This window comes from Streptomyces africanus (assembly GCF_002150735.1).
Classification (GTDB): domain Bacteria; phylum Actinomycetota; class Actinomycetes; order Streptomycetales; family Streptomycetaceae; genus Streptomyces; species Streptomyces africanus.
This window is the reverse complement of record NZ_MUKA01000080.1, coordinates 61,752-83,504: the sequence shown is the minus strand read 5'-3', so window position 1 is coordinate 83,504 and position 21,753 is coordinate 61,752. Positions and strand designations below refer to the sequence as shown.

The 21,753-nt window shown below is 71.0% G+C and carries 12 protein-coding genes and 2 pseudogenes; 4 read left to right on the top strand and 10 right to left on the bottom strand.

Annotation, left to right across the window (positions count from 1 at the left end):
* Positions 1 to 958, top strand: a pseudogene (locus tag CCL05_RS13030) (hypothetical protein); the annotation flags it as partial.
* A 104-nt stretch (positions 959 to 1,062) separates the two neighbouring features.
* Positions 1,063 to 1,752, top strand: coding sequence for a TetR/AcrR family transcriptional regulator (locus tag CCL05_RS13025; protein WP_086560674.1), 690 nt, complete (start codon positions 1,063 to 1,065; stop codon positions 1,750 to 1,752).
* Between the two features lie 29 nt (positions 1,753 to 1,781).
* Here the strand turns inward: CCL05_RS13025 and CCL05_RS13020 are convergent, their stop codons facing one another.
* The 8 genes from CCL05_RS13020 to CCL05_RS12985 form a co-directional block, all read right to left on the bottom strand.
* Positions 1,782 to 2,138: a 5-carboxymethyl-2-hydroxymuconate Delta-isomerase gene (locus CCL05_RS13020; RefSeq protein WP_086560673.1), complete on the bottom strand. Its 357-nt coding sequence runs from the start codon at positions 2,136 to 2,138 to the stop codon at positions 1,782 to 1,784.
* A gap of 33 nt (positions 2,139 to 2,171) precedes the next feature.
* Positions 2,172 to 3,791: a fused response regulator/phosphatase gene (locus tag CCL05_RS13015; protein WP_086560672.1), complete on the bottom strand. Its 1,620-nt coding sequence runs from the start codon at positions 3,789 to 3,791 to the stop codon at positions 2,172 to 2,174.
* Between the two features lie 75 nt (positions 3,792 to 3,866).
* Positions 3,867 to 9,266: a pullulanase-type alpha-1,6-glucosidase gene (gene pulA / locus CCL05_RS13010; RefSeq protein ID WP_086560671.1), complete on the bottom strand. Its 5,400-nt coding sequence runs from the start codon at positions 9,264 to 9,266 to the stop codon at positions 3,867 to 3,869.
* A 104-nt stretch (positions 9,267 to 9,370) separates the two neighbouring features.
* Positions 9,371 to 10,741 (bottom strand): alpha-amylase, encoded by a 1,371-nt coding sequence (locus CCL05_RS13005; protein WP_208641481.1) that lies wholly within the window; start codon positions 10,739 to 10,741, stop codon positions 9,371 to 9,373.
* A 130-nt stretch (positions 10,742 to 10,871) separates the two neighbouring features.
* A complete protein-coding gene (locus tag CCL05_RS13000) occupies positions 10,872 to 12,545 on the bottom strand; it encodes a glycoside hydrolase family 13 protein (protein ID WP_086560670.1) in 1,674 nt (557 codons plus the stop codon).
* 62 nt (positions 12,546 to 12,607) lie between these two features.
* Positions 12,608 to 13,459, bottom strand: a complete 852-nt coding sequence (locus CCL05_RS12995; protein ID WP_086560669.1) for a sugar ABC transporter permease — start codon at positions 13,457 to 13,459, stop codon at positions 12,608 to 12,610.
* A 14-nt stretch (positions 13,460 to 13,473) separates the two neighbouring features.
* Entirely contained in the window at positions 13,474 to 14,478 is a 1,005-nt protein-coding gene (locus CCL05_RS12990; protein WP_086560668.1) for a carbohydrate ABC transporter permease, read from the bottom strand.
* A gap of 140 nt (positions 14,479 to 14,618) precedes the next feature.
* Positions 14,619 to 15,887 carry an extracellular solute-binding protein gene (locus CCL05_RS12985; RefSeq protein WP_086560667.1) on the bottom strand — a complete coding sequence of 423 codons (1,269 nt, stop codon included), beginning with the start codon at positions 15,885 to 15,887 and terminating at the stop codon, positions 14,619 to 14,621.
* A 403-nt stretch (positions 15,888 to 16,290) separates the two neighbouring features.
* Here CCL05_RS12985 and CCL05_RS12980 point away from each other — a divergent pair, with 403 nt between their 5' ends.
* On the top strand, positions 16,291 to 17,325 hold the full coding sequence (locus CCL05_RS12980; RefSeq protein WP_086560666.1) for a LacI family DNA-binding transcriptional regulator: 1,035 nt from the start codon (positions 16,291 to 16,293) through the stop codon (positions 17,323 to 17,325).
* Between the two features lie 106 nt (positions 17,326 to 17,431).
* Positions 17,432 to 18,310: a phosphatase PAP2 family protein gene (locus CCL05_RS12975; protein WP_086560665.1), complete on the top strand. Its 879-nt coding sequence runs from the start codon at positions 17,432 to 17,434 to the stop codon at positions 18,308 to 18,310.
* A 77-nt stretch (positions 18,311 to 18,387) separates the two neighbouring features.
* On the opposite strand, the pseudogene CCL05_RS47255 reads toward CCL05_RS12975, so the two are convergent.
* Both CCL05_RS47255 and CCL05_RS12965 read right to left on the bottom strand, forming a co-directional pair.
* A pseudogene (locus tag CCL05_RS47255) lies at positions 18,388 to 18,555 on the bottom strand (amidohydrolase); the annotation flags it as partial.
* A 177-nt stretch (positions 18,556 to 18,732) separates the two neighbouring features.
* Positions 18,733 to 21,741, bottom strand: a complete 3,009-nt coding sequence (locus CCL05_RS12965) for a bifunctional [glutamine synthetase] adenylyltransferase/[glutamine synthetase]-adenylyl-L-tyrosine phosphorylase (protein ID WP_086560664.1) — start codon at positions 21,739 to 21,741, stop codon at positions 18,733 to 18,735.
* Positions 21,742 to 21,753 lie beyond the last annotated feature (12 nt).

Genomic DNA, 21,753 nt, shown 5'->3' with positions numbered 1-21,753 from the left:
CGCGTACAGCAGCTGGGGCGGCCCGGCCGGACCGCCCCAGCTGCTGTACGCGGGGACGGTCGACGCGGCGCGCGTGGTGATCCTCTACGACGGTCTGCGCATCGCCCGGTACGCCGAGCCGAAGGAGGGCACGCAGGGCGCCGCTCTCGACTTCGCCCGGGTCGACGGCGCGGGCCGGGCCGGGGCCGGCGCGGTGGTCCTGGGCCGGGCCGACGGCAACGTCCGCTATCTGACCGCCCCTTGGGTGAAGAAGGCGGGCGAGCGGGACCTGATGAAGCCGGGCTCCGGCGCGATGGAGCTGGCCCTCACCGACGGTGTGGCCGCGCCGCTGGCCAGTCCGGTCCTGCGGTCCGGGGCGTGTACGTCGTGGAACGTGCTGCAACTGACCGACGGCAGGAAGACGCGGCTGCTGACCGACCTCGGCGAACTGGTCCCGGCCCGGCTCACCGCCGGACGGCCCGGGTCCCCGGGTGAGGCGTCCGGCGCCAAGGCGCTGCGCACCTGGGCGCCGTTCGCCTGTTCGCTGGCCACGGTGCGCTCGGCGGGAGTGCGGAGCGTCAACGCCTGGGCGTTCAACGAGCAGCCGTTGCCGGACGCTAGCGGTTCGGCCGCGTGGGTGTGCACCCGGGCCGAGACGTGGCGGGGCGGCGGGGCGCGAGTGCTCGCGCAGTTCCACACGCCGGGCGGGACGTACGGGGCGGTGGCGGCGAAGGCCGAGAACGTCCCTGCGTGCGGGGCGCGCGAGCCGCACGTCCTGGCCGGAGTGCTGTGGATGTCGAAGGCGGGCGACTGGTATCTGCTGGCCGCCGGCAGCCGGGAGACCGCGTCGGTCCGGGCGACGGGCGGGGTCGCCGGATCGTCGCCGAGCAGTCTGCTGACCGTGCCGGCCGAGCGGGGGGCGCGGGCCGAACTGAAGGGCACGCTGCGGGACGGGCGATCGATCGGCGGGCTGCACTGACCGACGGCCCGGGCACCCGCCCGGGCACCCGCCCGGGCACCCGGGTGAACATCCCTGATCGATCCGATCCGTTCAAGGCCGGAATCGATCGGTAAGGTGTTCGCATGACTACCGGGGTTCGCCGCAGAATGGGAGTCGAGGAGCGGCGGCAGCAGTTGATCGGCGTCGCCCTCGAACTGTTCAGCCGCCGCTCGCCCGACGAGGTCTCGATCGACGAGATAGCGTCCGCCGCGGGCATCTCACGCCCGTTGGTCTACCACTACTTCCCCGGCAAACTCAGCCTGTACGAGGCCGCGTTGAAGCGGGCCTCGGACGATCTCGCGGCCCGTTTCGTGGAGCCGCACGAGGGGCCGCTGGGGGCGCGGCTGCTGCGTGTGATGCGCCGCTTCTTCGACTTCGTCGACGAGCACGGCCCCGGTTTCTCCGCCCTCATGCGCGGCGGCCCGGCGGTCGGCTCCTCGACGACCAACGCGCTGATCGACTCCGTACGGCAGGCCGCCTATGTCCAGATCCTTTCGCATCTGGGCGTGACCGATCCGCCCGCGCGGCTGGAACTGGTCGTGCGTTCCTGGATCTCGCTCGCCGAGTCGACGGCGCTGATCTGGCTGGACGGCCGGCGCATCCCGCGGGCCGAGCTGGAGGTCCAGCTCGTCCACGACTTCGCCGCGCTCACCGCGGTCAGCGCGGCCCAGGACGCGGAGATGGGCGCCCTGATGCGCCGCATCGCCCGGGAGGAGCCGGCCGACGGCCCGTTCGCCCAGCTGGCCGGCCGCCTCCTGGCGCTGGCGACCTGAGGCCGCGCGGCTGTGGACTTCTCAGCTTCTCAGCTCTCGGACTTCCGGTAGGACGCGTCCAGTTCGCGCACCTCGGCGGAGGCGTGCAGCGCGCGCCCCTCGGCGGCCTTCACATGCGTGCGCAGCAGTTCCAGGGTGGCCTCGGTGAGCCGGGCCTTGGTCTCCTCGGTGCGGCCGGGGAGCAGCGCGAAGTGGACGTGCACATGGGAGTGCCCGCCGGTCTCGGGGCCGACCACGATGTCCTCGGTCCGGCGGAACCGGGTCTTGCACGCCGCCGGCTTGGCGGCCGCGATCTCGACGGTCGCCTCGTGCAGCGCCTTCGCGAACCCGGGCCGGTCGAAGTCGTCCGCGAGGTCGGCGGAATAGTCGACGGTGATCTGCGGCATGAGCACTCCTGTTCTGGGCGGCGGCCAACGGGCTCACCCTAGCCGCAGCGCCAGCATCGCGATGTCGTCCTCCGGGTCCCGGCCGAAGCAGCCGAGCAGCACGTCGCAGAGGGGGTCGAGGCCGGCCGGGGCGTTTGCGGCGGCCGTGCGGAGCTGTTCCAGGGAGGTCTCCAGGGGGGTGCCGCGGGTCTCGATGAGACCGTCGGTGACCATGAGGAGGCGGTCGGTGGGCTTGAGGTACTGCTCGGTCGGCTCGGGCCGTTCCAGGCCCAGCCCGAGCAGCGGACCGCACGCGTCGACGTACTCGGCGCCGCCCCCGTCGCGCAGGATCAGCGGCGGGATGTGCCCGGCGTTGGCGATCCGCACCCGTCCGCTGCCCGGGTCGAGCAGGGCCAGGCACACGGTGGCCGTGATGTCGGGGTGGTACCGCTGGAGCATCCGGTCGAGCCGCCCGGCCAGGACCACCGGGTCGCTCTCGGTCACGCAGTAGGCGCGCAGCGCGTGCCGGATCTCGACCATGACGGTGGCCGCGTCCAGCGAGTGCCCGACGACGTCCCCGACGGCGGTGAGCACGCCGTCGCCGGTGCGCAGGGCGGCGTAGAAGTCGCCGCCGATCTCGGTCTGCCGGGAGGCGGGCACGTAGCGGACGACGATGTCGACGCCGGGCAGATGCGGCAGCTTGTGCGGCTGGGGCAGGAAGCTGTGCTGGAGGGTGAGGGCGACGTGCCGCTCCACGCGGTACAGCAGCAGCGGCTCGGCGGCCAGCGCACAGGCCTGGGCGAGGCGGGCGAGCAGCCCGTCGGCCGCGGGGTCGGTGATCGCGGCCCGGCGTACGGGGGTGGCGAGGCAGACCGCCGTCCGGCCGTCCTGGGCGATCGCCACGGTCAGGCGGGCGTCCTCCTCGACGCCCGGCCGGAACATCCCGGCCGGCCACAGCGGCACGGGGACGACGGTGGTGTGGACGCCCGTACGGCCCTCCGCGAGCCGGGTGACCAGCCGTGCCGCCGCCTGGTGGGCGCCGGTGTCCGCCGGCGCGGGACGGCACCGGGCCGTGCCCCGGTACGGCTCGCCGTCCGGGCCGATCACGAACGCCACGGCGGGCGAGGCGGTGAGGCGGGCGGCTCCGTCGGCGGCCGCGGCGGCGAGTTCCCGCGGGCAGCGGGCGGCCTGCACGGTGACGATGGCCTCGGACAGCAGCGTCAGACGGTGGACGGCGGTCTCGGCGCCCGTGCTGCGGCGCGCCCCGCGCACGGCGGCCCGTACGACGGCCTGGATCTCCTGGGGCTCGGCGGGCACGGTCAGATAGGCGTCGCCGCCCGCGTCCAGGCCCCGGCACCGGTCGCCGGGCGCGGTCGCGGCGGCGGAGAAGTGCACGACGGGCAGGGCGGCCATGGGCGGCCGGGCCCGGACCCGGCGGCACAGTTCGAAGCCGCTCATGTCCGGCAGGCCCACGTCGACGAGGGCCACGTCGGGCAGGGTGCCGTCGCGCAGCCGGACGTCGAGTTCGACGAGCGCCTCGCCGCCGCTGGCGACCGGCACGACCTGGTGGCCGGCCCGGCTCAGCACCGCGCCCATGGCGTACCGGCTGGCCGCGACGTCGTCCACGACCAGCACGGTGGTGCCGGGGTTGTGCTGCGTACCGTTGGCGTCCATCTCGACTGGGCCCTCGGGGCGTACGTGGGTGGGGCAGACCGTCGGTCGCGGCCTGCCCCACCCAACGTAGTGCGGCTATCCGGCGGCCCGGGTGAAGACGGCGACCGTGCGCCCCGGAACGGCGAACGTGCCCGATTCCGCCGCGTAGGAGGACGACTTGACGGTAGGGTCCGCCCCCGCCGCCTGCACGGGATGCAGCCGGTAGCCGGTCCCGGCGAGTGCGGGGACGCGCTGTTCCCGCCGGTCGGGGGTGGCGTTGAAGACGACGACGAGGTCACCGAGCCGCATGGTGATCACACCGGGTGTCTCGTCCCTGCCGGACAGCGGGAAGGAGAGCCGGGACTGCACCCGCTCGGCCGTGCCCAGGGAGAAGTCCCGCTCGGTGGTACGGATCCGCAGCAGGTCACGGTAGGCCGCCGAGGCGCCGTCGATCTGCTCGCATCCCACCCGGACCTTGCTCAACAGGGGCTTGGCGTACGGCCACTTGGCGGCGTTGTCGGCCGCCATCGGCAGTCCGCGGCCGAAGCCGTTGCCGTCGGCGCAGTTCCAGTGGACGGCGTTGAACCAGTCGCCGCTGTCGTAGGAGTTGCGGTCGAGGGACTTGGAGCGGAGCAGGTCGGTGCCCGCCTGGGAGAGGGCCGGGCCCTGGGACAGGGTCGCGGTCGCCATGGCCAGGACCTGCATCCGGGCCCGGTCGGACGCGCTGGTCGTGGCGGGCAGTTTGAAGGTCAGCGCGTCGAAGAGGGACTCGTTGTCGTGCGCGTCGGCGTAGGCGAGGGCGTCGCCGGGGGCGTCCGCGTAGCCGGCGGGTGAGCCGTTGTAGTCGACCTCGGAGCCCTTGACCTCCTTGCCGCTGGTGTCGGTGAACCGGTAGCCGGCGAGGTTGCCGGACAGCCCGACCTTGATCAGGTCCTGGTAGTGCAGCAGGCGGGCCTTCTGCTCGGCCTCGGTGCCGTTGTGCTCCGAGGAGTTGGGGTCGGTGGAGAGGCCGGACGCGAAGCCCTGCACGCCGGGGTCCTCGTCGAAGGGGCCGCCGCCGCGCACGGCGTCCCGGGCCCGGTCGGAGAAGGTGGCGATGCCGGTGCCGGCCATGTTCTTCTGGGTGGCCTGGACGAACCGGGCGTCGTCGGCGACCTCGCCGAAGTTCCAGCCCTCCCCGTACAGGATGATCTTCTTGCCGTCGACGCCGTCCTCGGCGAGGGTCAGCTCGTCCAGTGCCTTCCGTACGGCCAGGATGTTCGCCTTCGGGTGGTGGCCCATGAGGTCGAAGCGGAAGCCGTCGACCTTGTACTGCTTGGCCCAGGTGACGATCGAGTCGACGACCAGCTTGCCCATCATGGCGTTCTCGGTGGCGGTGTTGGCGCAGCAGGTGCTGTTCGCCACCGAGCCGTCGGCGAGGAGCCGCTGGTAGTAGCCGGGCACGATCCGGTCGAGGACGCTGGTCCGCTCCTGGCCGGCGGCCGCGGTGTGGTTGTAGACGACGTCCATGACGACCCGCAGTCCGTCGTCGTTGAGGGCCTTCACCATCTTCCGGAACTCGACCGTGCGGGCCGTGCCGTCCGGGTCGGTGGCGTAGGAACCCTCGGGGACCGTGTAGTGGTACGGGTCGTAGCCCCAGTTGTAGGCGTCCTTCGCGGCGATCTTCCCGACGCATTCCTGCTGCTTGTCGGAGTCGGCCGGGTAGGAGGCCAGGTCGCAGTCGACGCTCGCCTGGTCGGCCCTGCGCTCGGGGATGGTGGCGATGTCGAAGGCGGGCAGGAGGTGGACGTAGGAGGTGCCCGCCTTCGCCAGCTCGCGCAGATGCTTCGAGCCGTCGCTCGCCTGGTCGGTGAAGGCGAGGTAGGTGCCGGGGTGCTTCGCCGTCCTGTCCTCGACGGAGAAGTCCCGGATGTGCAGCTCCTGGATCTGGGCGTCCCGCAGCGGTACGGCGTCGGGCTTGGTGTACGTCGACCAGCCGCTCGGCGCCAGGGACGTGGCGCCGAGGTCTACGACCAGGCTGCGCTCGGAGTCCGCGGTGAGGGCGACCGAGTAGGGGTCGGTGACCTTGTTGGTGACGACCTTGCCGGCGCTGGGCGCCCAGACCTTCACGACGTACCGGTAGGGCTTGCCCTTCCAGGACTTCGGGCCGGTGACGGACCAGACGCCGGTGGTGTCGTCGCGTTGCATCGGCACGGTGGAGTCGCCGATCTCCAGTGCCACGGACTGCGCGGTCGGTGCCCACACGGACAGCGTCGGGCGGCTCCGGGAGAACGTCGGCCCCAGGTCGGCCTTCGTCGCGCCGGAGTACAGGTCGTCGAGCACGCCGGCGATCTGCACGCCGGTCGCGGCCAGGACGGCGCCGTTGGCAGCGCGCTGCGTGGCGACGACCTGGCCGCGCAGGGCCTCACGGACCCGGTCGCGGTCGCGCGGGTCGACGGTCCAGGCGCCGTACTCCTTCAGATGCGGGAACTTCGCCTTCTGGGCATCGGTGAGAGCGCTCTTGGAGAGACGGAGCCACCTCTCGTCGTCGCTGGTCAGGGCGCCGTCCTTCACCGCGATCGAGCCGTCCCGGCTGTACAGCAGCTGCGTGGAGGCGGCGGCCTCCGAGCCGTTCCAGGCGAGGGTGTCCCGATCGATCCAGACCGCCTTGGACGTGGTCGGGTCGAGGGCGGGCGAGGTGCCCGCCGGCTGCGGGAGCAGGTACTTCTCCTGGCCGCTCAACAGCCACACCTCGTGGCCGTTCGCCTTGAGGTCGAGCGACTGGTCGGCGGGCAGGTCCTTCTCGTCGCCCTTGTGGAGGATGTAGCCGAGGCTGGTGGCACCGTCGCTGAGCGGTACCTCGAAGACCGCACCATACGTATCAGTCTTGACCGGCTTCAGGGGGTTCGACCACTCGGTGGGGTGCGCGGCGCCCGTCCAGACGTGCAGGCCCCAGCCGTCGTAGTTCCCGTCGGCGCGGTGGTAGTGCAGGACGGCCTTGGTCCGGTCGGGCGCCGGAGAGTCCGGGCGCTCGGTGGTGACGGTCTCCTTGCCCTGCTCGATCCAGACCTCGCCGGTCTTCGTGACGTCGATCGTGCGGTCGGTGGCGACGTCCTTGTCGCCGTCCTTGTCGATGACGAGGAAGCCGACGGTCGAGGCGCCGGGCTTGAGCTTGACGTAGGCGAAGGCACCGTAGGCGTCACGGCCGGTGAAGGGGTGGCTGTCGGGCCACTGGGTGGTCTCGCCGTCGGCGAGGTCGCCCCAGGCGTACAGGCCCCAGTCGGCGTAGTCGCCGTCGGCGCGCTTGTAGTGGACGATCGCGTGGTCGCGGGAGGAGGCGCCGGGCGGCTCCTCGGCGGGCGGGGTGCCGGTGGTGGAGGCGGCCAGGGCGCTCGCGGTGCGGCCGGCCGAGTCGACCACGACCGCCTTGTAGCGCAGGGCCGTGCCGGGCGGTACGTCGCCGGCGATGGTCTGGGTGACCTTGTACGGGGCGTGGTCGGCGGAGCCGAGGGTGCGCCACTTGCCGTCGCCGACCTGTGCGGCGAAGACGACGCGGTTGAGTTGGCCGCCGTCGACATCGGCGGAGAGTTCCACCGTGCCGGTGGCGCCGGCCGCCGGGGCCTTCAGGGTGAGCGTCGGTTCGCTGGCGGGCGCGGCGAGCCGGCCGGCCGCCTTGAGGACGATCGCCGAGCCGGGCGGGACGGTGACGGTGAGCTTCCTGTCGCCGTCGCTCTTCAGGGATGCGCCGGTGCCGTAGATGCCCTTGAAGGCCATACCGGCCGAGCCGGTCGCGAAGGTCGCCCTCCTCGCCTCGTCCGCGTTGTTGACGGCGACGACGTACTCGATGCCGCTCTTCGCGTCGGTGCGGGAGAAGGCGTACACGCCCGGCCCGTCGGCCGCGTACCGCTCCTGCTGGACGCCGTCGGCCAGGGCAGGGTGGGCCTTGCGGAGGCCCGCGAGAGCACTGATCTGGCGGTAGAGCGGTGCTCTCGTGTCGTAGGCGTCCTCGGCGTGGGTGCGGTCGGTGCCGATCAGGTCGTCGTCGAGGTAGTCGGCGGTGCGCGAGGCGAACATGCTCTGCCGGGCGTCCTTGTCGCCGCCCGCGCCGGTGAAGCCCTGCTCGTCGCCGTAGTAGACGACGGGGTTGCCGCGGCTGAGGAACATCAGCTCGTTGGCGAGCCGGTCCTTCCTCAGCAGCTCGGCGTCGGTGGCCTTCGGGTCGTCCTGCTTCAGGAAGGACCCGATCCGGCCCATGTCGTGGTTGCCGAGGAAGGTGACCTGCTCGTACGCGTTGGCCTTGTCGGTCGTGTACGTGAAGTCGTCGCGGAAGACGCTCGCGAGCTGCTGTGCGCTGCCTCCCTGGGAGGCGTACCGGCGAGCCGCCTCCTGGAAGGGGAAGTCGAGCGTGGCGTCGAGGCGGCCCCGGGTGACGTAGGGGGCGGTGACGGACGTGTCGGCCGAGTACACCTCGCCGAACATGAAGAAGTCGTCGCGGCCCTGCTTGGCCGCGTAGGCGTCCAGCGCGGTGGCCCACTGGGTCCAGAACTCCATGTTGACGTGCTTCACGGTGTCGATCCGGAAGCCGTCGACGTCGAAGTCCCGTATCCAGCGCTGGTAGATCCGCTCCATGCCCCGCACGACCTCGGGCCGCTCGGTCCACAGGTCGTCGAGGCCGCCGAAGTCGCCGTGGGTGGAGCTCTCACCGGCGAAGGTGGAGTCGCCGCGGTTGTGGTACATCGTCGGGTCGTTGAGCCAGGACGGGACCTTGCTGTTCCTGGTCACCTCGGGCGTGCGCGGGAAGGAGCCGCTGTCGACCCGGGGGAAGTCCCGCCGCCCGTCCGCGTAGTCGGCGTCGTCGAAGGGCACGCCGTCCTTCGTCAGGTACGGGAAGGCGCCCTTGGAGAGGTAGTCGTAGGACTTCTCCTCGTAGTCGACGACGTCCGCCGTGTGGTTGGTGATGGCGTCGAAGAAGACCTTCATGCCCTTGGCGTGGGCCTTGTCGATGAGGGTTTCGAGGTCTTCGTTGGTGCCGAAGTGCGGGTCGACCCGGGTGAAGTCGGTGATCCAGTAGCCGTGGTATCCGGCGGAGGCGTTGCTGCCGGTCCCCTGCACGGGCCGGTTCTTGAAGATCGGGGCCATCCAGAGGGCGGTGGTGCCGAGGCCCTTGATGTAGTCGAGCTTCCGGGTCAGGCCCTTGAGGTCGCCGCCCTGGTAGAAGCCCTTGTCGGCGGGGTCGTGGCCGGTGGACAGGCGCGAACCGGTCAGCCCGCCCGTGTCGTTGCCCGCGTCTCCATTGGCGAAACGATCCGGCAGGACGAAGTAGAACTGCTCACGGGTGGCGTCGTGCCGGGCGGGCTCGGCGGCGAGCTTCGCGTCGGACGGGGGCGCCGGCGGGGTGGCCGCCCCGGCGGCGAGAGGCTGGACGAGTGCTGCGGCCAGCGCGGTCGCGGTGACCGCGGCAACCCGTCCGGCAGGGGAGGTTCGGCGCCTGGACGGCACCGGCCATCTCGGTATCACTGACGTGGACTCCTTGCGTTTGCGGCTCTCGGGTCCGACCCCGCGCGAACGTATCGCCGCCGAAACGCTTTCAGCAAGAGTCCTGCAACTTCTGGAAAGAACTTTCAGCAGTTCGGCTTGGCCGCGTGGATCGCCAGGGCCGTGTTCGGTCCCAGCGTGGCCGTCAACTGCCCGCTGGAGTTCACCGTCACGGTCGTGTTGGCCTGCACGTCGCAGTACGTCCCCGCCGGCAGCGAGGTCTGGTAGGTCCTGGTCAGGGAGCCGGACTCGTGGTTGATGGCCACGAACCCCTTGCCGCCCCGGCCGAAGGCGATGGCGTCGCCGCCGTTGTCCCACCAGTCGGTGACCGCCTGGCCGCGCGTGGCGTTGCGGAAGGCGACCATGGACTTGATCTCGGGCCAGTTGTGCTGGCATTTCCAGCCGTCCTGCCAGCAGGCGTTCACCTGACCGCCGTTCGGGGGACCGGCGTCCTGGTCGGTGAACTCGTACCCGGAGTTGATGTCCGGGGCGCCGTAGGGCCAGGCGAGCATGAAGACGTTGGCGAGGGTGTAGGTGGCGCCGTCCTTGTAGCTGAGGGTGGAGCCGTTGCGCTCGGTGTCGTGGTTGTCGACGAAGACGCCGGAGACGCCGCTGGTCAGGTAGCCCCAGCCCTCGCCGTAGTTCTTCAGGTAGGCGAGGTTCTCGTTGGTGAAGACCCGCTTGAGGTCGTAGGCGTAGCGGAACTCCTGGACGTCGCCGTTGCCGGTGTACTCGGTGGGCTGGACGGCCTCGCCGGCGCCGTGGATGACTTCCTGCTTCCAGTACACGTTCGGGTCGGTCAGGCGGGACTTGATGTTCGCCAGGTCGGCGGCGTCCATGTGCTTGGCCGCGTCGATGCGGAAGCCGTCCGCGCCGAGGGAGAGCAGGTCGTTCATGTACCCGGCGATGGCCCTGCGGACGTAGTCCTCGCCGGTGTCGAGGTCGGCGAGGCCGACCAGTTCGCAGTGCTGGACGTTCCAGCGGTCCTGGTAGTTGCCGATCCGGCTCGTGCAGTCGTCGAAGTCGTACGAGGAGTACAGGCCGGGGTAGCCGTACTTCGTGTACGACGAGCCGCCGGTGCCGGTGCCGCTGCCCGCCGACATGTGGTTGATCACCGTGTCGACGACGACCTTCACACCGGCCGCGTGGCAGGTGTTCACCATGTTCCGGAAGGCCGCGCGGTCACCGAGCCGGCCGGCGATCCTGTAGCTGACCGGCTGGTACGAGGTCCACCACTGCGGGCCCTGTATGTGCTCGGCGGGCGGGGAGACCTGGACGTAGCCGTATCCGGCGGGGCCGAGGGCGGCGGTGCACTCGCGGGCGACGGAGGCGTACGTCCACTCGAAGAGGACGGCGGTGACGTCCTTGGTGCCAGGTGGGGAGGCCTGTGCGCTAGTCGGGTTCATGACAACCGCAGCCGCGGTGAGCGCGGCTGCGGCGAGGTGTCTGCGTGCCATGTGGGGTTTCCTTCTTCGTTGAAGGACTGTTGACGGTTCTTGCTGCAAGGTTCAGAAACCTTGCGGTGACGGAGATGGTAAAGGCCCGCCGCCCCGAAGGGCAGCGGGCCGTGCCAAATTCAACGGAAAATCAGGCGGTGGTCCACCACACCGTGGTGTCGCCGGGCACCTTCGCCTCGTCGTCGACCTGGACGATCTCCCCGCTCGCGACCAGCACCCGGCCGTACGCCGGCATCGCCACCGACTCGCCGGTGGTGTTCGCGACGCACACGACCTCCCCGCGCCGGAAGGCCAGCACGCCCTCGGGCGCCCGCAGCCACTCCACGGCCGTACCGGCGCCCAGGTCGCGCTGCTCCCGGCGCACGGCGAGCGCCGCCCGGTACAGCTCCAGGGTCGAGCCGGGCTCACCGGTCTGCGCCTCGACGCTCAGCTCGCCCCAGCCCTCCGGCTGCGGCAACCAGCTGCCCCCGTCGCCGAAGCCGTACGACGACCCGGCCCGGGTCCAGGGGATCGGCACCCGGCATCCGTCACGGAAGCCGTCCTGGCCCGCGCCCCGGAAGTACGCCGGGTCCTGGCGCACCTCGTCCGGCAGGTCCACGACGTCCGGAAGCCCCAGCTCCTCGCCCTGGTAGAGGTAGGCGGAGCCGGGCAGCGCGAGCATCAGCAGGGTCGCGGCGCGGGCCCTGCGCAGGCCCAGTTCCCGGTCGCCGGCCAGACGGATCTGGGTGCCGAGGCCGGGCGGGTTGGCGAACCGGGTGGCGTGCCGGGTCACGTCGTGGTTGGACAGGACCCAGGTGGCGGGGGCGCCGACCGGGCGCATGGCGTCCAGGGTGCGGTCGATGACCTCGCGCATCTCCGCGGCGTCCCAGTGGGTGCTGAGGTACTGGAAGTTGAAGGCCTGGTGCAGCTCGTCCGGGCGGACGTAGTGGGCGGTGCGCTCGATGGTCGGCGTCCACGCCTCGGCGACGAAGATGCGGTCCCCCGAGTACTCGTCGAGGATGAGCCGCCACTGCCGGTAGATCTCGTGCACCCCGTCCTGGTCGAAGAACGGCATGACATCGTTGCCCAGCAGCTTCACCTGGTCATGGGATCCAAGGTCGGGAAGCCCCTCCGCCTTCACCAGGCCGTGGGCGACGTCGATCCGGAAGCCGTCGACGCCCATGTCCAGCCAGAAGCGCAGGATGGAACGGAACTCGTCGCCGACCGCCGGGTGCTCCCAGTTGAAGTCGGGCTGCTCGGGGGCGAAGAGGTGCAGGTACCACTCACCGTCCGGGACCCGTGTCCAGGCCGGGCCGCCGAAGATCGACTCCCAGTCGTTGGGCGGGAGTCCGCCGTTCTTCCCCTTGCCGGGGCGGAAGTGGTAGCGGTCCCGCAGCGGGGAGCCCGGGCCTTCCGCGACGGCCCGCTTGAACCACTCGTGCTGGTCGGAGGAGTGGTTGGGCACGAGGTCGACGATGATCCTCAGGCCCAGCTCGTGGGCGTCGCGGATCAGCGCGTCGGCGTCCAGGAGGTTGCCGAACATCGGGTCGACGGCCCGGTAGTCGGCGACGTCGTAGCCGGCGTCGGCCTGCGGCGAGGCGTAGAAGGGGCTGAGCCACACGGCGTCCACGCCGAGGTCGCGCAGGTACGGCAGGCGGGTGCGGACACCTTCCAGGTCGCCCATGCCGTCGCCGTTGCTGTCGGCGAAGCTGCGCGGATACACCTGGTAGATCACCGCGTCCCGCCACCAGTCGCGACGCTTGGCGACGGCCACGGCGGACGTGGGGGTGGGAGTGGGGGCAGGTGCGGCAGAGTGCTGGCTCATGTCGTCCTTGATGCGTAACAGAGGTGTGGTCATGTGAACGGACGCGCCCGAAGGGGCGAAGGTCACCCCTTCGTACCGCCGGCAGTGAGCCCGGTCACCAGGTTCTTCTGCACGAGGTAGAAGAACAGGGCAGCCGGTATCGCGATGAGTACAGCCGTCGCGGCCATCAGGTTCCGCTGCGCGTCATGCTCGCTCACAAACGTCTGGAGACCGACGGCAAACGTGTACTTGTCGTCGCTCAGCAGGAACGTCGAAGCGAACGCGACCTCACCGAAGGCCGTGAGGAAGCTGTAGAACGCCGCGACCGCGAGGCCCGGCTTGGCCAGCGGCAGGATCAGCCGCGCGAACGTGCCGAAGGGGGTCAGCCCGTCGACGCGTCCGGCCTCGTCGATCTCGAACGGGATGGTGTCGAAATAGCCCTTCATCAGCCAGGCGCAGTACGGCACGATCGTGGTGCAGTTGACAAGGATGAGACCAAGGTAGCTGTCGATGAGCTGCAGATCCGAGAGGATCTGGTACATCGGCACGATCAGTACCGCGATCGGGAACATCTGGGTGACGAGCAGCACCCACATCAGCTTCCGGTAGCCGGGGAACCGCATGCGGGAGACGGCATAGCCGGTGGACGCCGCGACGACGACGCCGATCAGCGTGGTGCCCAGCACCACGACCAGCGTGCTCGTCAGCCAGTCGAAGAAGCTCGTGTCCTTGAGGACGAACGTGTAGTTGTCGAACGTCATCTTGCCCCAGATGCGCCCGGGGTGGAGGTAGTCGTCCTTGTCCGGGCCGAGGGACAGGAAGACCAGCCAGGCGATCGGGAAGAGCGCGATCAGGCTCGCGCCGGCCAGGACGGTGTGCGAGACCAGGGAGGCCGCGCGGCTGTGCTCGCCGCGGCGGCGGGTGGTCGTACTCATGTCGGACTCCTGCCTCAGATCGCGAGCTGCTGCTCGTTGCGGTTCAGCCAGCGGCGGTAGAAGGACGTGAAGACGATCAGGAGGGACAGGAGCAGGATCCCGTAGGCGGCGGACTGGGCGTAGTCGCGCGGCTGCTGTCCGAAGCCCAGCTGGTAGGCCCAGGTCACGAGGATCTGGGCGTCCGGGGCGGTGTTGCCGAACAGCAGGAAGACGATGGCGAACTGGTTGAAGGTCCAGATCACGCCCAGGAGCACGACCGTGGTGCTGACGGACCGCAGACCGGGCAGGGTGACGTACCGGAACCGCTGCCAGGCATTGGCGCCGTCCATCTCGGACGCCTCGTACAGGCTCGCGTCGATCGACTGGAGTCCGCCGAGCAGTGAGACCATCATGAACGGCACACCGCACCAGGTGTTGACCATGATCGCGGCGAACCGCTGCCAGAAGGTGTCCTCCAGCCACAGCGGTGTCGGCAGGTGCAGGAAGTCGAGGCCGGAGTTGATGACGCCGCCGTCGGCGAGCATGAACCGCCAGCCGAACACGGTGACGAAGGTCGGCACGGCCCAGGGCAGGACCAGGATCATCCGGTAGAGGGTGCGGCCGCGCAGCTTCTGGTTGAGCAGCAGGGCGAGCCCGAGGCCGATGCCGTAGTGCAGGGTGACGCAGGCGGCCGTCCAGAAGGCCGTCCAGAGGAAGTGCGACCAGAAGCGGTCGTACGAGGTCGGGCCCCACAGGATGTCGGCGTAGTTGTCCAGGCCGATGAACTGGTAGGTGGCGTCGATGTGGTTGACGCCGATCGTGCGGGCGGTGTTGAGGCTGGTGGCGTCGGTGAGGGTGAGGTACAGGCCGTACGCCAGCGGGTACAGCACGAGGACGCCGAGGACGATCACCACCGGGGCGATCATCGCGTAGGCGTACCAGTGCTTGTGGAAGCCGTGCTTCAGCCGCCGGCCCGGCCCGGGGCGCGGTTCCCGCTCACCGCGCCGCTTGCCGGTCGCTCGGTCGATGACGACGGTCATGGTTCGACACCTTCTGGAGGTTCAAGGAGGTCAAGGGAGCTGCCCAGGCGCAAGCGCGGCCGTGGACGCAGGCGCAGACGCGGGCCGGTGGCTGCCGGGGCCCCTCCCCCGTGACCGGGGGCCCGGCAGCCACGCGGCGGTCACTTGGAGAAGTCCGGCACCAGCTTGGTGATGGCGGTCTCGGCGTCGCCGAGGCCCTTGTCCAGGGACTCCTTGCCGCCCGCGATCTCGATCAGCTCGTCGTCGAGCGGGCCCCACAGCGAGCTGTACTCGGGCAGCGCCGGGCGCGGCTGGGCGGAGGACAGCACGCCCTGGTAGCCGGCGATGCCGGGGTCGGCCTTGACCTCGGCGGTGTAGGCGTCCTCGCGCGTGGGGAGCGTGGAGTTCTTCAGCGCGATGGCCTCCTGGGCCTTCGCCGACGTCATGAACTTCACGAACTTCAGCGAGGCCTCCTGGTGGGCCTTGTCCGAGCCCGCGTACACGGAGAGGTTGTGGCCGCCGGTCGGGGCGCCCGCCTTTCCGGTGGAGCCGGCCGGGACGGTGGCGATGCCGAGGTTGTTCTTGTCCTTGAAGGCGGAACCCTTGTAGAAGTTGGTGATCTCCCACGGGCCCTGGACGATCGAGGCGACCTTGCCGCTGACGAACGCCTCCTGGATATGGGCGTAGGCGTCGGCGGTGGTGTCGGCCTTGTGCAGGCCCTTGCCCTTGAAGAGGCTCTGCCAGGTGCCGTAGGCCTTCTTGGCGGCGGGCGAGGTGACGGTGATCTTCTTGGCGTCGGCGTCGACGGTGTCGGTGCCCTCGCCGTAGAGGAAGGACTGGGCGTAGTAGGCCTGGGTGGAGCCCCAGTAGCCGTCGACGCCGGTCTTGTCCTTGATGGTGGCGGCGGCCTTCTTCAGGTCGTCCCAGGTCTTGGGGGCCTCGACGCCGGCCTTCTTGAACAGGGCCTTGTTGTAGACGAGGGCGAGGGTGTCCGTGGTGAAGGGGACGCCGTAGGTCTTGCCGTCGTACTTCGCCTGCTCGATCAGGCTGGGCTGGAACTTGCCCTGCTCGGCGAGGGCCTCGGTGCCGTCCAGCGGCGCGAAGAAGCCCTTCTTGGCGAAGGCCGGGGTCCAGCCGACCTCGGAGCGCAGCACGTCGGGGGCGCCCTTGGAACCGGCGGCGGTGTCGAACTTGTTCTGCGCCTGGTCGAAGGGGACGTTGACGTAGTTGACCTTGATGCCCTTGTGGGCGGCCTCGAACTCCTTGACCAGGGCCTTGTACGTCGGCGCCTCGTTGGTGGCGTTGGAGGTGTCCCACCAGGTGATGGTGACCGGGCCGCCGGCCTCGTCGCCGCTGTCGCTTCCTTCGCACGCCGTCGCCGCCAGGGCGAGGGACGCCACCAGCGCGGTGGCCGCTATGCCACGCCGCATGAGTTCTCCTTGAGGGTGAAAGCCCGTTTCGTGCTGCCGACTGCGCCGTTGGCCGCCGGGCGTCGGTGAGATTAGCCGCGCCTCAACGACTTGCGAAAGACCTTGCAGCAAAAAGATGCAAGGGGTGCGGAAGGTTATCCGGCCGTGATCTCTTCCCGGTCTCCTTCTGACCGTTGTGGAACAGGGATTTCCGGCTGATCGGCGGGGAGTCGGGCAGTTGTGCAAGACTCTGCAAGCACTTGCCATCCATTGCCGTCGGGTGAATCATCCCTTGCGGATCGGACGCCGACCACGACTTCGAGGGACCGCGATGACCAAGCAACCCGCAGCGGGCCGTGCGCCGGCCCGCACCAGGCGTCCCGTCGGTGTGCAAGCGGAACCCCGGCCGCTACAGTCCGGTGCTGTGACCACACGGCTTGCCGACATCGCCGCTCAGGCGGGGGTGAGCGAAGCGACCGTCAGCCGCGTCCTCAACGGGAAGCCGGGCGTCGCCGCCACCACCCGCCAGTCCGTGCTGGCCGCCCTCGACGTGCTGGGCTACGAACGCCCGGTGCGGCTGCGGCAGCGCAGCGAGGGTCTGGTGGGCCTGATCACCCCGGAGCTGGAGAACCCGATCTTCCCGGCCCTGGCCCAGGTCATCGGCCAGGCGCTGACCCGGCAGGGCTACACGCCGGTGCTGGCCACCCAGACGCCGGGCGGCTCGACCGAGGACGAGCTCACGGAGATGCTCGTGGACCGCGGGGTCGCCGGCATCATCTACGTCTCCGGGCTGCACGCGGACACCACGGCCGACATGCAGCGCTACGACCGGCTGCGCGCGCAGGGCGTGCCGTACGTGCTGGTCGACGGTTTCTCGCCGAAGGTGCAGGCGCCGTTCATCTCCCCCGACGACCGCGCGGCGATGAACCTCGCGGTGACGCACCTGGTGTCCCTCGGGCACACGCGGATCGGTCTGGCCCTGGGGCCCAAGCGGTTCGTGCCCGTGCAGCGCAAGATCGAGGGGTTCGTGCGGACCATGCAGGACCAGTTGGGGCTGGGTGCCGAGGCCGTCGAGACGGAGCTGGTCCAGCACTCCCTCTACACCCTGGAGGGCGGGCAGGCCGCGGCCACGGCGCTGATCGAGCGGAACTGCACGGCCGTGGTGTGCGCCAGCGACATGATGGCGCTGGGCGCGATCAGGGCGGCGCGCCAGCGCGGTCTGGAGGTTCCGACGGACGTCTCCGTGGTCGGCTTCGACGACTCGCCGCTGATCGCCTTCACCGACCCGCCGCTGACGACGATCCGCAAGCCGGTTCCGGCGATGGGGCAGGCGGCGGTCCGCACGCTGCTGGAGGAGATCGGCGGGACGCCCGCACCCCACAGCGAGTTCGTGTTCATGCCGGAACTGGTGGTGCGCGGCTCGACCGCCTCGGCGCCCGGGGACCGGGTTCGCCCCTGAGGTTCGCGACTGAGGTTCGCGGCTGGATTTCGCCGCAGAACATGCGGTCCGCACCAGAGCGGGGGATGATCGGGGGATCAGGGCTTTTCTGGCAGACTTTGTGCCTATGGGTGACACGACCGTGACGACGCTGGACGGCCGGAAAGCGGCCGTTCCGGACCCGGTCGCGGCCGATCCGGGACGGGGTCTCCTGCCCCGGCGGCGCGTCCCCCGCCGGCCCCGGTTCTGGTTCGAGATCCTGCTGATCGCGGTGAGTTACTGGACGTACTCGCTCGTCCGCAACGCCGTGCCCGAGCAGAGGACCGAGGCACTGCGCAACGCCGACTGGATCTGGCAGACCGAGCACGCTCTGGGCATCGCCGTCGAGGAGTCGGTGAACCGGGCCGTGAACTCGGTGACTTGGCTGATCATCGGTATGAACTACTACTACGCGACGCTGCACTTCGTGGTGACGCTGGGTGTGCTCGTATGGCTGTACCGTCGCCATCCCGGCCGGTACGCGGCGACCCGACTGGTGCTGTTCGCGACGACCGCCGTCGCCCTGGTCGGTTACTACCTGTATCCCCTGGCGCCCCCACGGCTGATGAACGGCGGCGATTTCATCGACACCGTCACGGTCCACCAGACCTGGGGGTCGATGGCGTCCGGCGACCTGAAACACATGTCCAACCAGTACGCCGCGATGCCGTCGATGCACATCGGCTGGTCCACGTGGTGCGGCCTGACGATCTTCGCCCTGTCGACGGTCCCCTGGGTGCGGGTGCTGGGCCTGCTGTACCCGGCGCTGACGCTGGTGGTCATCGTCGCCACGGCGAACCACTTCTGGCTGGATGCGGTCGGTGGCCTGCTCTGCCTGGCCTTCGGATTCGCGGTGGCCGGGGTCTGGTACGGGAGGCATCCGTACGCACTGCCGAGGGACGTGCCGCGGCGGGACACCGCCGACTCAGGCGGGCGGCCCGCCCCGGAACCCTCCATCAAGCCCTGACCGCCGCCGACGGGCGGCCGACCGCGCTGCCCCGGCAAAGCGGCTCGAGTCTCACTTCCCCCGGTACACCACGTGCCCCCCCCGGTCACCGTCAGTCGTACGGGTGCCTCCGTCAGCTCGTCCGCCGGGGCGGATACCGGGTCCAGTCCCAGGGCCGTCAGGTCGGCGAGCACGGCGCGGCCGACGTAGTGCGCGATCGGCCAGTCCGAGCCGAGGGCCACCACCGCGCCCGCGTCCCGCAGGTCCGTGCGCTCTTCCGTGCCGGTCGTCATGTCCAGCCCCCACACGGGGTGGCTGTGCGCGCCGTCCAGGTGGACGACCTCGGTGCCCGGGCCGCGCCCGTCGCGGACGTCGTATCGTCGCCGACCGCCGCGATCAGCCCGTCGCGTACGGCGACGGCGGTGGCGCCATCCGCGAAATCCCTAACGCTCGGAGACTCCGTAGAACAGCTCGTCCACCACGCTCCGGGCCCGGCGGGCCGTTCGCCGGTACGCGTCGAGCATGTCGCCGGCGTGGCCGGGGCCGTAGCCCAGGTAGCGGCCCACGGCGGCGAGCTCACGGGGCTCCGTGGGGAACGTGTCGCCCGCCCGGCCGCGGACCAGCATGACCGCGTTGCGGACGCGGGTCGCGAGGACCCAGGCCTCGTCCAGGATCGCCGCGTCCTCGTCCCCGATGAGACCCGCCGTACGGGCGGCGGCCAGAGCCTCGCGCGTCCGGGTCGTGCGCAGGCCCGGCTCGGCCGCGCCGTGTCGCAGTTGCAGCAGCTGCACCGTCCACTCCACGTCGGACAGACCGCCCGGGCCCAGCTTGGCGTGCAGCTTGGGGTCGGCGCCCCGCGGCAGCCGCTCGGACTCCATACGGGCCTTCAGCCGCCGGATCTCGCGCACGGCCTCGTCGGCGAGCCCGTCCGCCGGGTAGCGCAGCGGGTCGACCAGCTCGATGAACCGGCGGCCCAGGTCCTCGTCCCCGGCCACGGGTTCGGCCCGCAGCAGCGCGTGCGACTCCCAGGTCAGGGCCCACCGGCGGTAGTACGCCGCGTAGGAGGTGAGGGTCCGCACGAGCGGGCCGGACTTGCCCTCCGGGCGCAGGTCCGCGTCGATGAGGAGGGGCGGGTCGGCGCTGGGGATCTGGAGCAGCCGGCGCATCTCGGAGACGACCTTGTTGGCGGCCTGGGAGGCCTCCCGCTCCTCGACGCCGTCGCGCGGTTCGTGCACGAACAGCACGTCCGCGTCGGAGCCGTAGCCCAGTTCGTGTCCGCCGAAGCGGCCCATGCCTATGATCGCGAACCGGGTGGGCAGGCTGTCCCCCCACCCGTCGCGCACGACCGCGCGGAGCGTGCCGGCCAGGGTCGCGGCCGTCAGGTCCGACACCGCGCCGCCGACCCGGTCCACCAGGGCGCCCTGGTCGGCCTCGGCGGCCTGCTCCTCGGTGCCGTAGGAGCCGACGATGTCGGCGGCTGCCGTACGGAACAGCTCGCGGCGGCGCACCCCGCGGGCGGCCGTGACCGCCTGGGCGGCGCCGTCGGCCCGTTTCACCGCGGCGAGTATCTCCTGCTCCAGATGGGCGCGGGAGCGCGGTTCGAGGCCGCCGCCGTCCCCGTCGCCGAGCAGCGCCACGGCCTCCGGGGCGCGCATCAGCAGGTCGGGCGCGAGCCGGCCGGCGGACAGCACACGGGCGAGGTTCTCCGCGGCGGCGCCCTCGTCCCGCAGCAGCCGCAGGTACCAGGGCGTCTTGCCGAGCGCGTCCGACACCTTGCGGAAGTTGAGCAGGCCCGCGTCCGGGTCGGCCGAGTCGGCGAACCAGCCCAGCAGAACGGGCAGCAGGGTGCGCTGGATGGCGGCCTTGCGGGTGACGCCGGACGCCAGGGCCTCCAGGTGGCGCAGGGCGGAGGCCGGGTCGGCGTAGCCGAGGGCGACCATGCGCTCCCGGGCCGCCTCGGCGCTCAACCGGGCCTCGCCGGTGGCGAGTTGGGCGACCGCGTCGAGCAGCGGCCGGTAGAACAGCTTCTCGTGCAGCCGGCGTACGACGGTGGCGTGCCGCTTCCACTCGCGCAGCAGCTCGGCGACCGGGTCGGTGCGCAGGCCGAGGGAGCGGCCGATGCGGCGCAGCTCCGCCTCGTCTTCGGGCACGAGGTGGGTGCGCCGCAGCCGGAACAGCTGGATCCGGTGCTCCATGGAGCGCAGGAAGCGGTAGGCCTCGTCGAGCTGGGCGGCGTCGGCCCGGCCGACGTACCCGCCGGCGGCGAGGGCCTTCAGCGCGTCGAGGGTGGTGCCGCTGCGCAGCGAGGTGTCGGCCCGGCCGTGCACCAGCTGGAGCAGCTGCACGGCGAACTCGACGTCCCTGAGGCCGCCGGGGCCCAGCTTCAGCTGGCGGTCGACCTCCGCCGCGGGGATGTTCTCCACGACCCGGCGGCGCATCTTCTGCACGTCGGGAACGAAGTTCTCGCGCTCGGCGGCCTTCCACACCAGCGGCTGGACGGCGGCGACGTACTCCGCGCCGAGGTCGAGGTCGCCGGCCACCGGCCGGGCCTTGAGCAGCGCCTGGAACTCCCAGGTCTTGGCCCAGCGCTGGTAGTAGGCGAGGTGGCTGGAGAGGGTCCGCACGAGCGGACCGTTCCTGCCCTCGGGCCGGAGGTTGGCGTCCACGGGCCAGATGGACCCCTCGACGGTCGTCTCGGAGCAGATCCGCATCATGTGCGAGGCGAGCCGGGTCGCGGCCCGGATGGCCTTGGTCTCGTCGGCGCCCTCGACGGCCTCCCCGACGAAGATGACGTCCACGTCGGAGACGTAGTTCAGCTCGTGGCCGCCGCACTTGCCCATCGCCACGACCGCGAGCCGGCACAGGGCGGCGTCCTCCGGCGCGGCCGCCCCGGCGAGACCGAGGGCGGCACGCAGGGTGGCGGTGGCCAGGTCGGCGAGCTCGGCGGCGGACTCGGCGACACCGGTGGTGCCGCACACGTCCCGGGCGGCGATGGACAGCAGGCAGCGCCGGTAGGCGACGCGCAGGGAGACGGGGTCGGTGGCCTCCGCGAGACCGGCCTCGAACTCCTCCACCCCGGGGTGCAGGTCGTGCGCCTCGTACATGACGAGCGCCTGCCAGTCGTCCGGGTGCCGGGTGAGGTGGTCGGTGAGGGCGGTGGAGGCACCGAGCACACCGAGCAGCCGGTCGCGCAGCGGCTTGGACGAGATCAGCGTGTCGAGGAGCTCCCGGCGGGCGCCGGGGTCGGGCTGCGCCTCCAGCAGCCGGACCAGTCCGAGCAGCGCGAGATCGGGGTCGGCGGTCGCGCCCAGCGCGTCCAGCAGCACCGGGTCGTCGCGCAGCGGCACGAGCTCGGCGCTGTCCAGGAGCCGCTCGGCGGCGGAGGCGTCGGTGAAGCCGTGCCGCAGCAGCCGCGTGAAGGTACTGCTCCTGCGCCCCGGCGCCGCCGTCATCCGGGCCTCCCA

Coding starts and splice junctions, on each gene's coding strand:
- CCL05_RS13025 (WP_086560674.1), top strand. CDS start 1,063: ATGACTACCGGGGTTCGCCGCAGAATGGGAGTCGAGGAGCGGCGGCAG.
- CCL05_RS13020 (WP_086560673.1), bottom strand. CDS start 2,138: ATGCCGCAGATCACCGTCGACTATTCCGCCGACCTCGCGGACGACTTC.
- CCL05_RS13015 (WP_086560672.1), bottom strand. CDS start 3,791: ATGGACGCCAACGGTACGCAGCACAACCCCGGCACCACCGTGCTGGTC.
- CCL05_RS13005 (WP_208641481.1), bottom strand. CDS start 10,741: ATGGCACGCAGACACCTCGCCGCAGCCGCGCTCACCGCGGCTGCGGTT.
- CCL05_RS13000 (WP_086560670.1), bottom strand. CDS start 12,545: ATGAGCCAGCACTCTGCCGCACCTGCCCCCACTCCCACCCCCACGTCC.
- CCL05_RS12995 (WP_086560669.1), bottom strand. CDS start 13,459: ATGAGTACGACCACCCGCCGCCGCGGCGAGCACAGCCGCGCGGCCTCC.
- CCL05_RS12990 (WP_086560668.1), bottom strand. CDS start 14,478: ATGACCGTCGTCATCGACCGAGCGACCGGCAAGCGGCGCGGTGAGCGG.
- CCL05_RS12985 (WP_086560667.1), bottom strand. CDS start 15,887: ATGCGGCGTGGCATAGCGGCCACCGCGCTGGTGGCGTCCCTCGCCCTG.
- CCL05_RS12975 (WP_086560665.1), top strand. CDS start 17,432: ATGGGTGACACGACCGTGACGACGCTGGACGGCCGGAAAGCGGCCGTT.
- CCL05_RS12965 (WP_086560664.1), bottom strand. CDS start 21,741: ATGACGGCGGCGCCGGGGCGCAGGAGCAGTACCTTCACGCGGCTGCTG.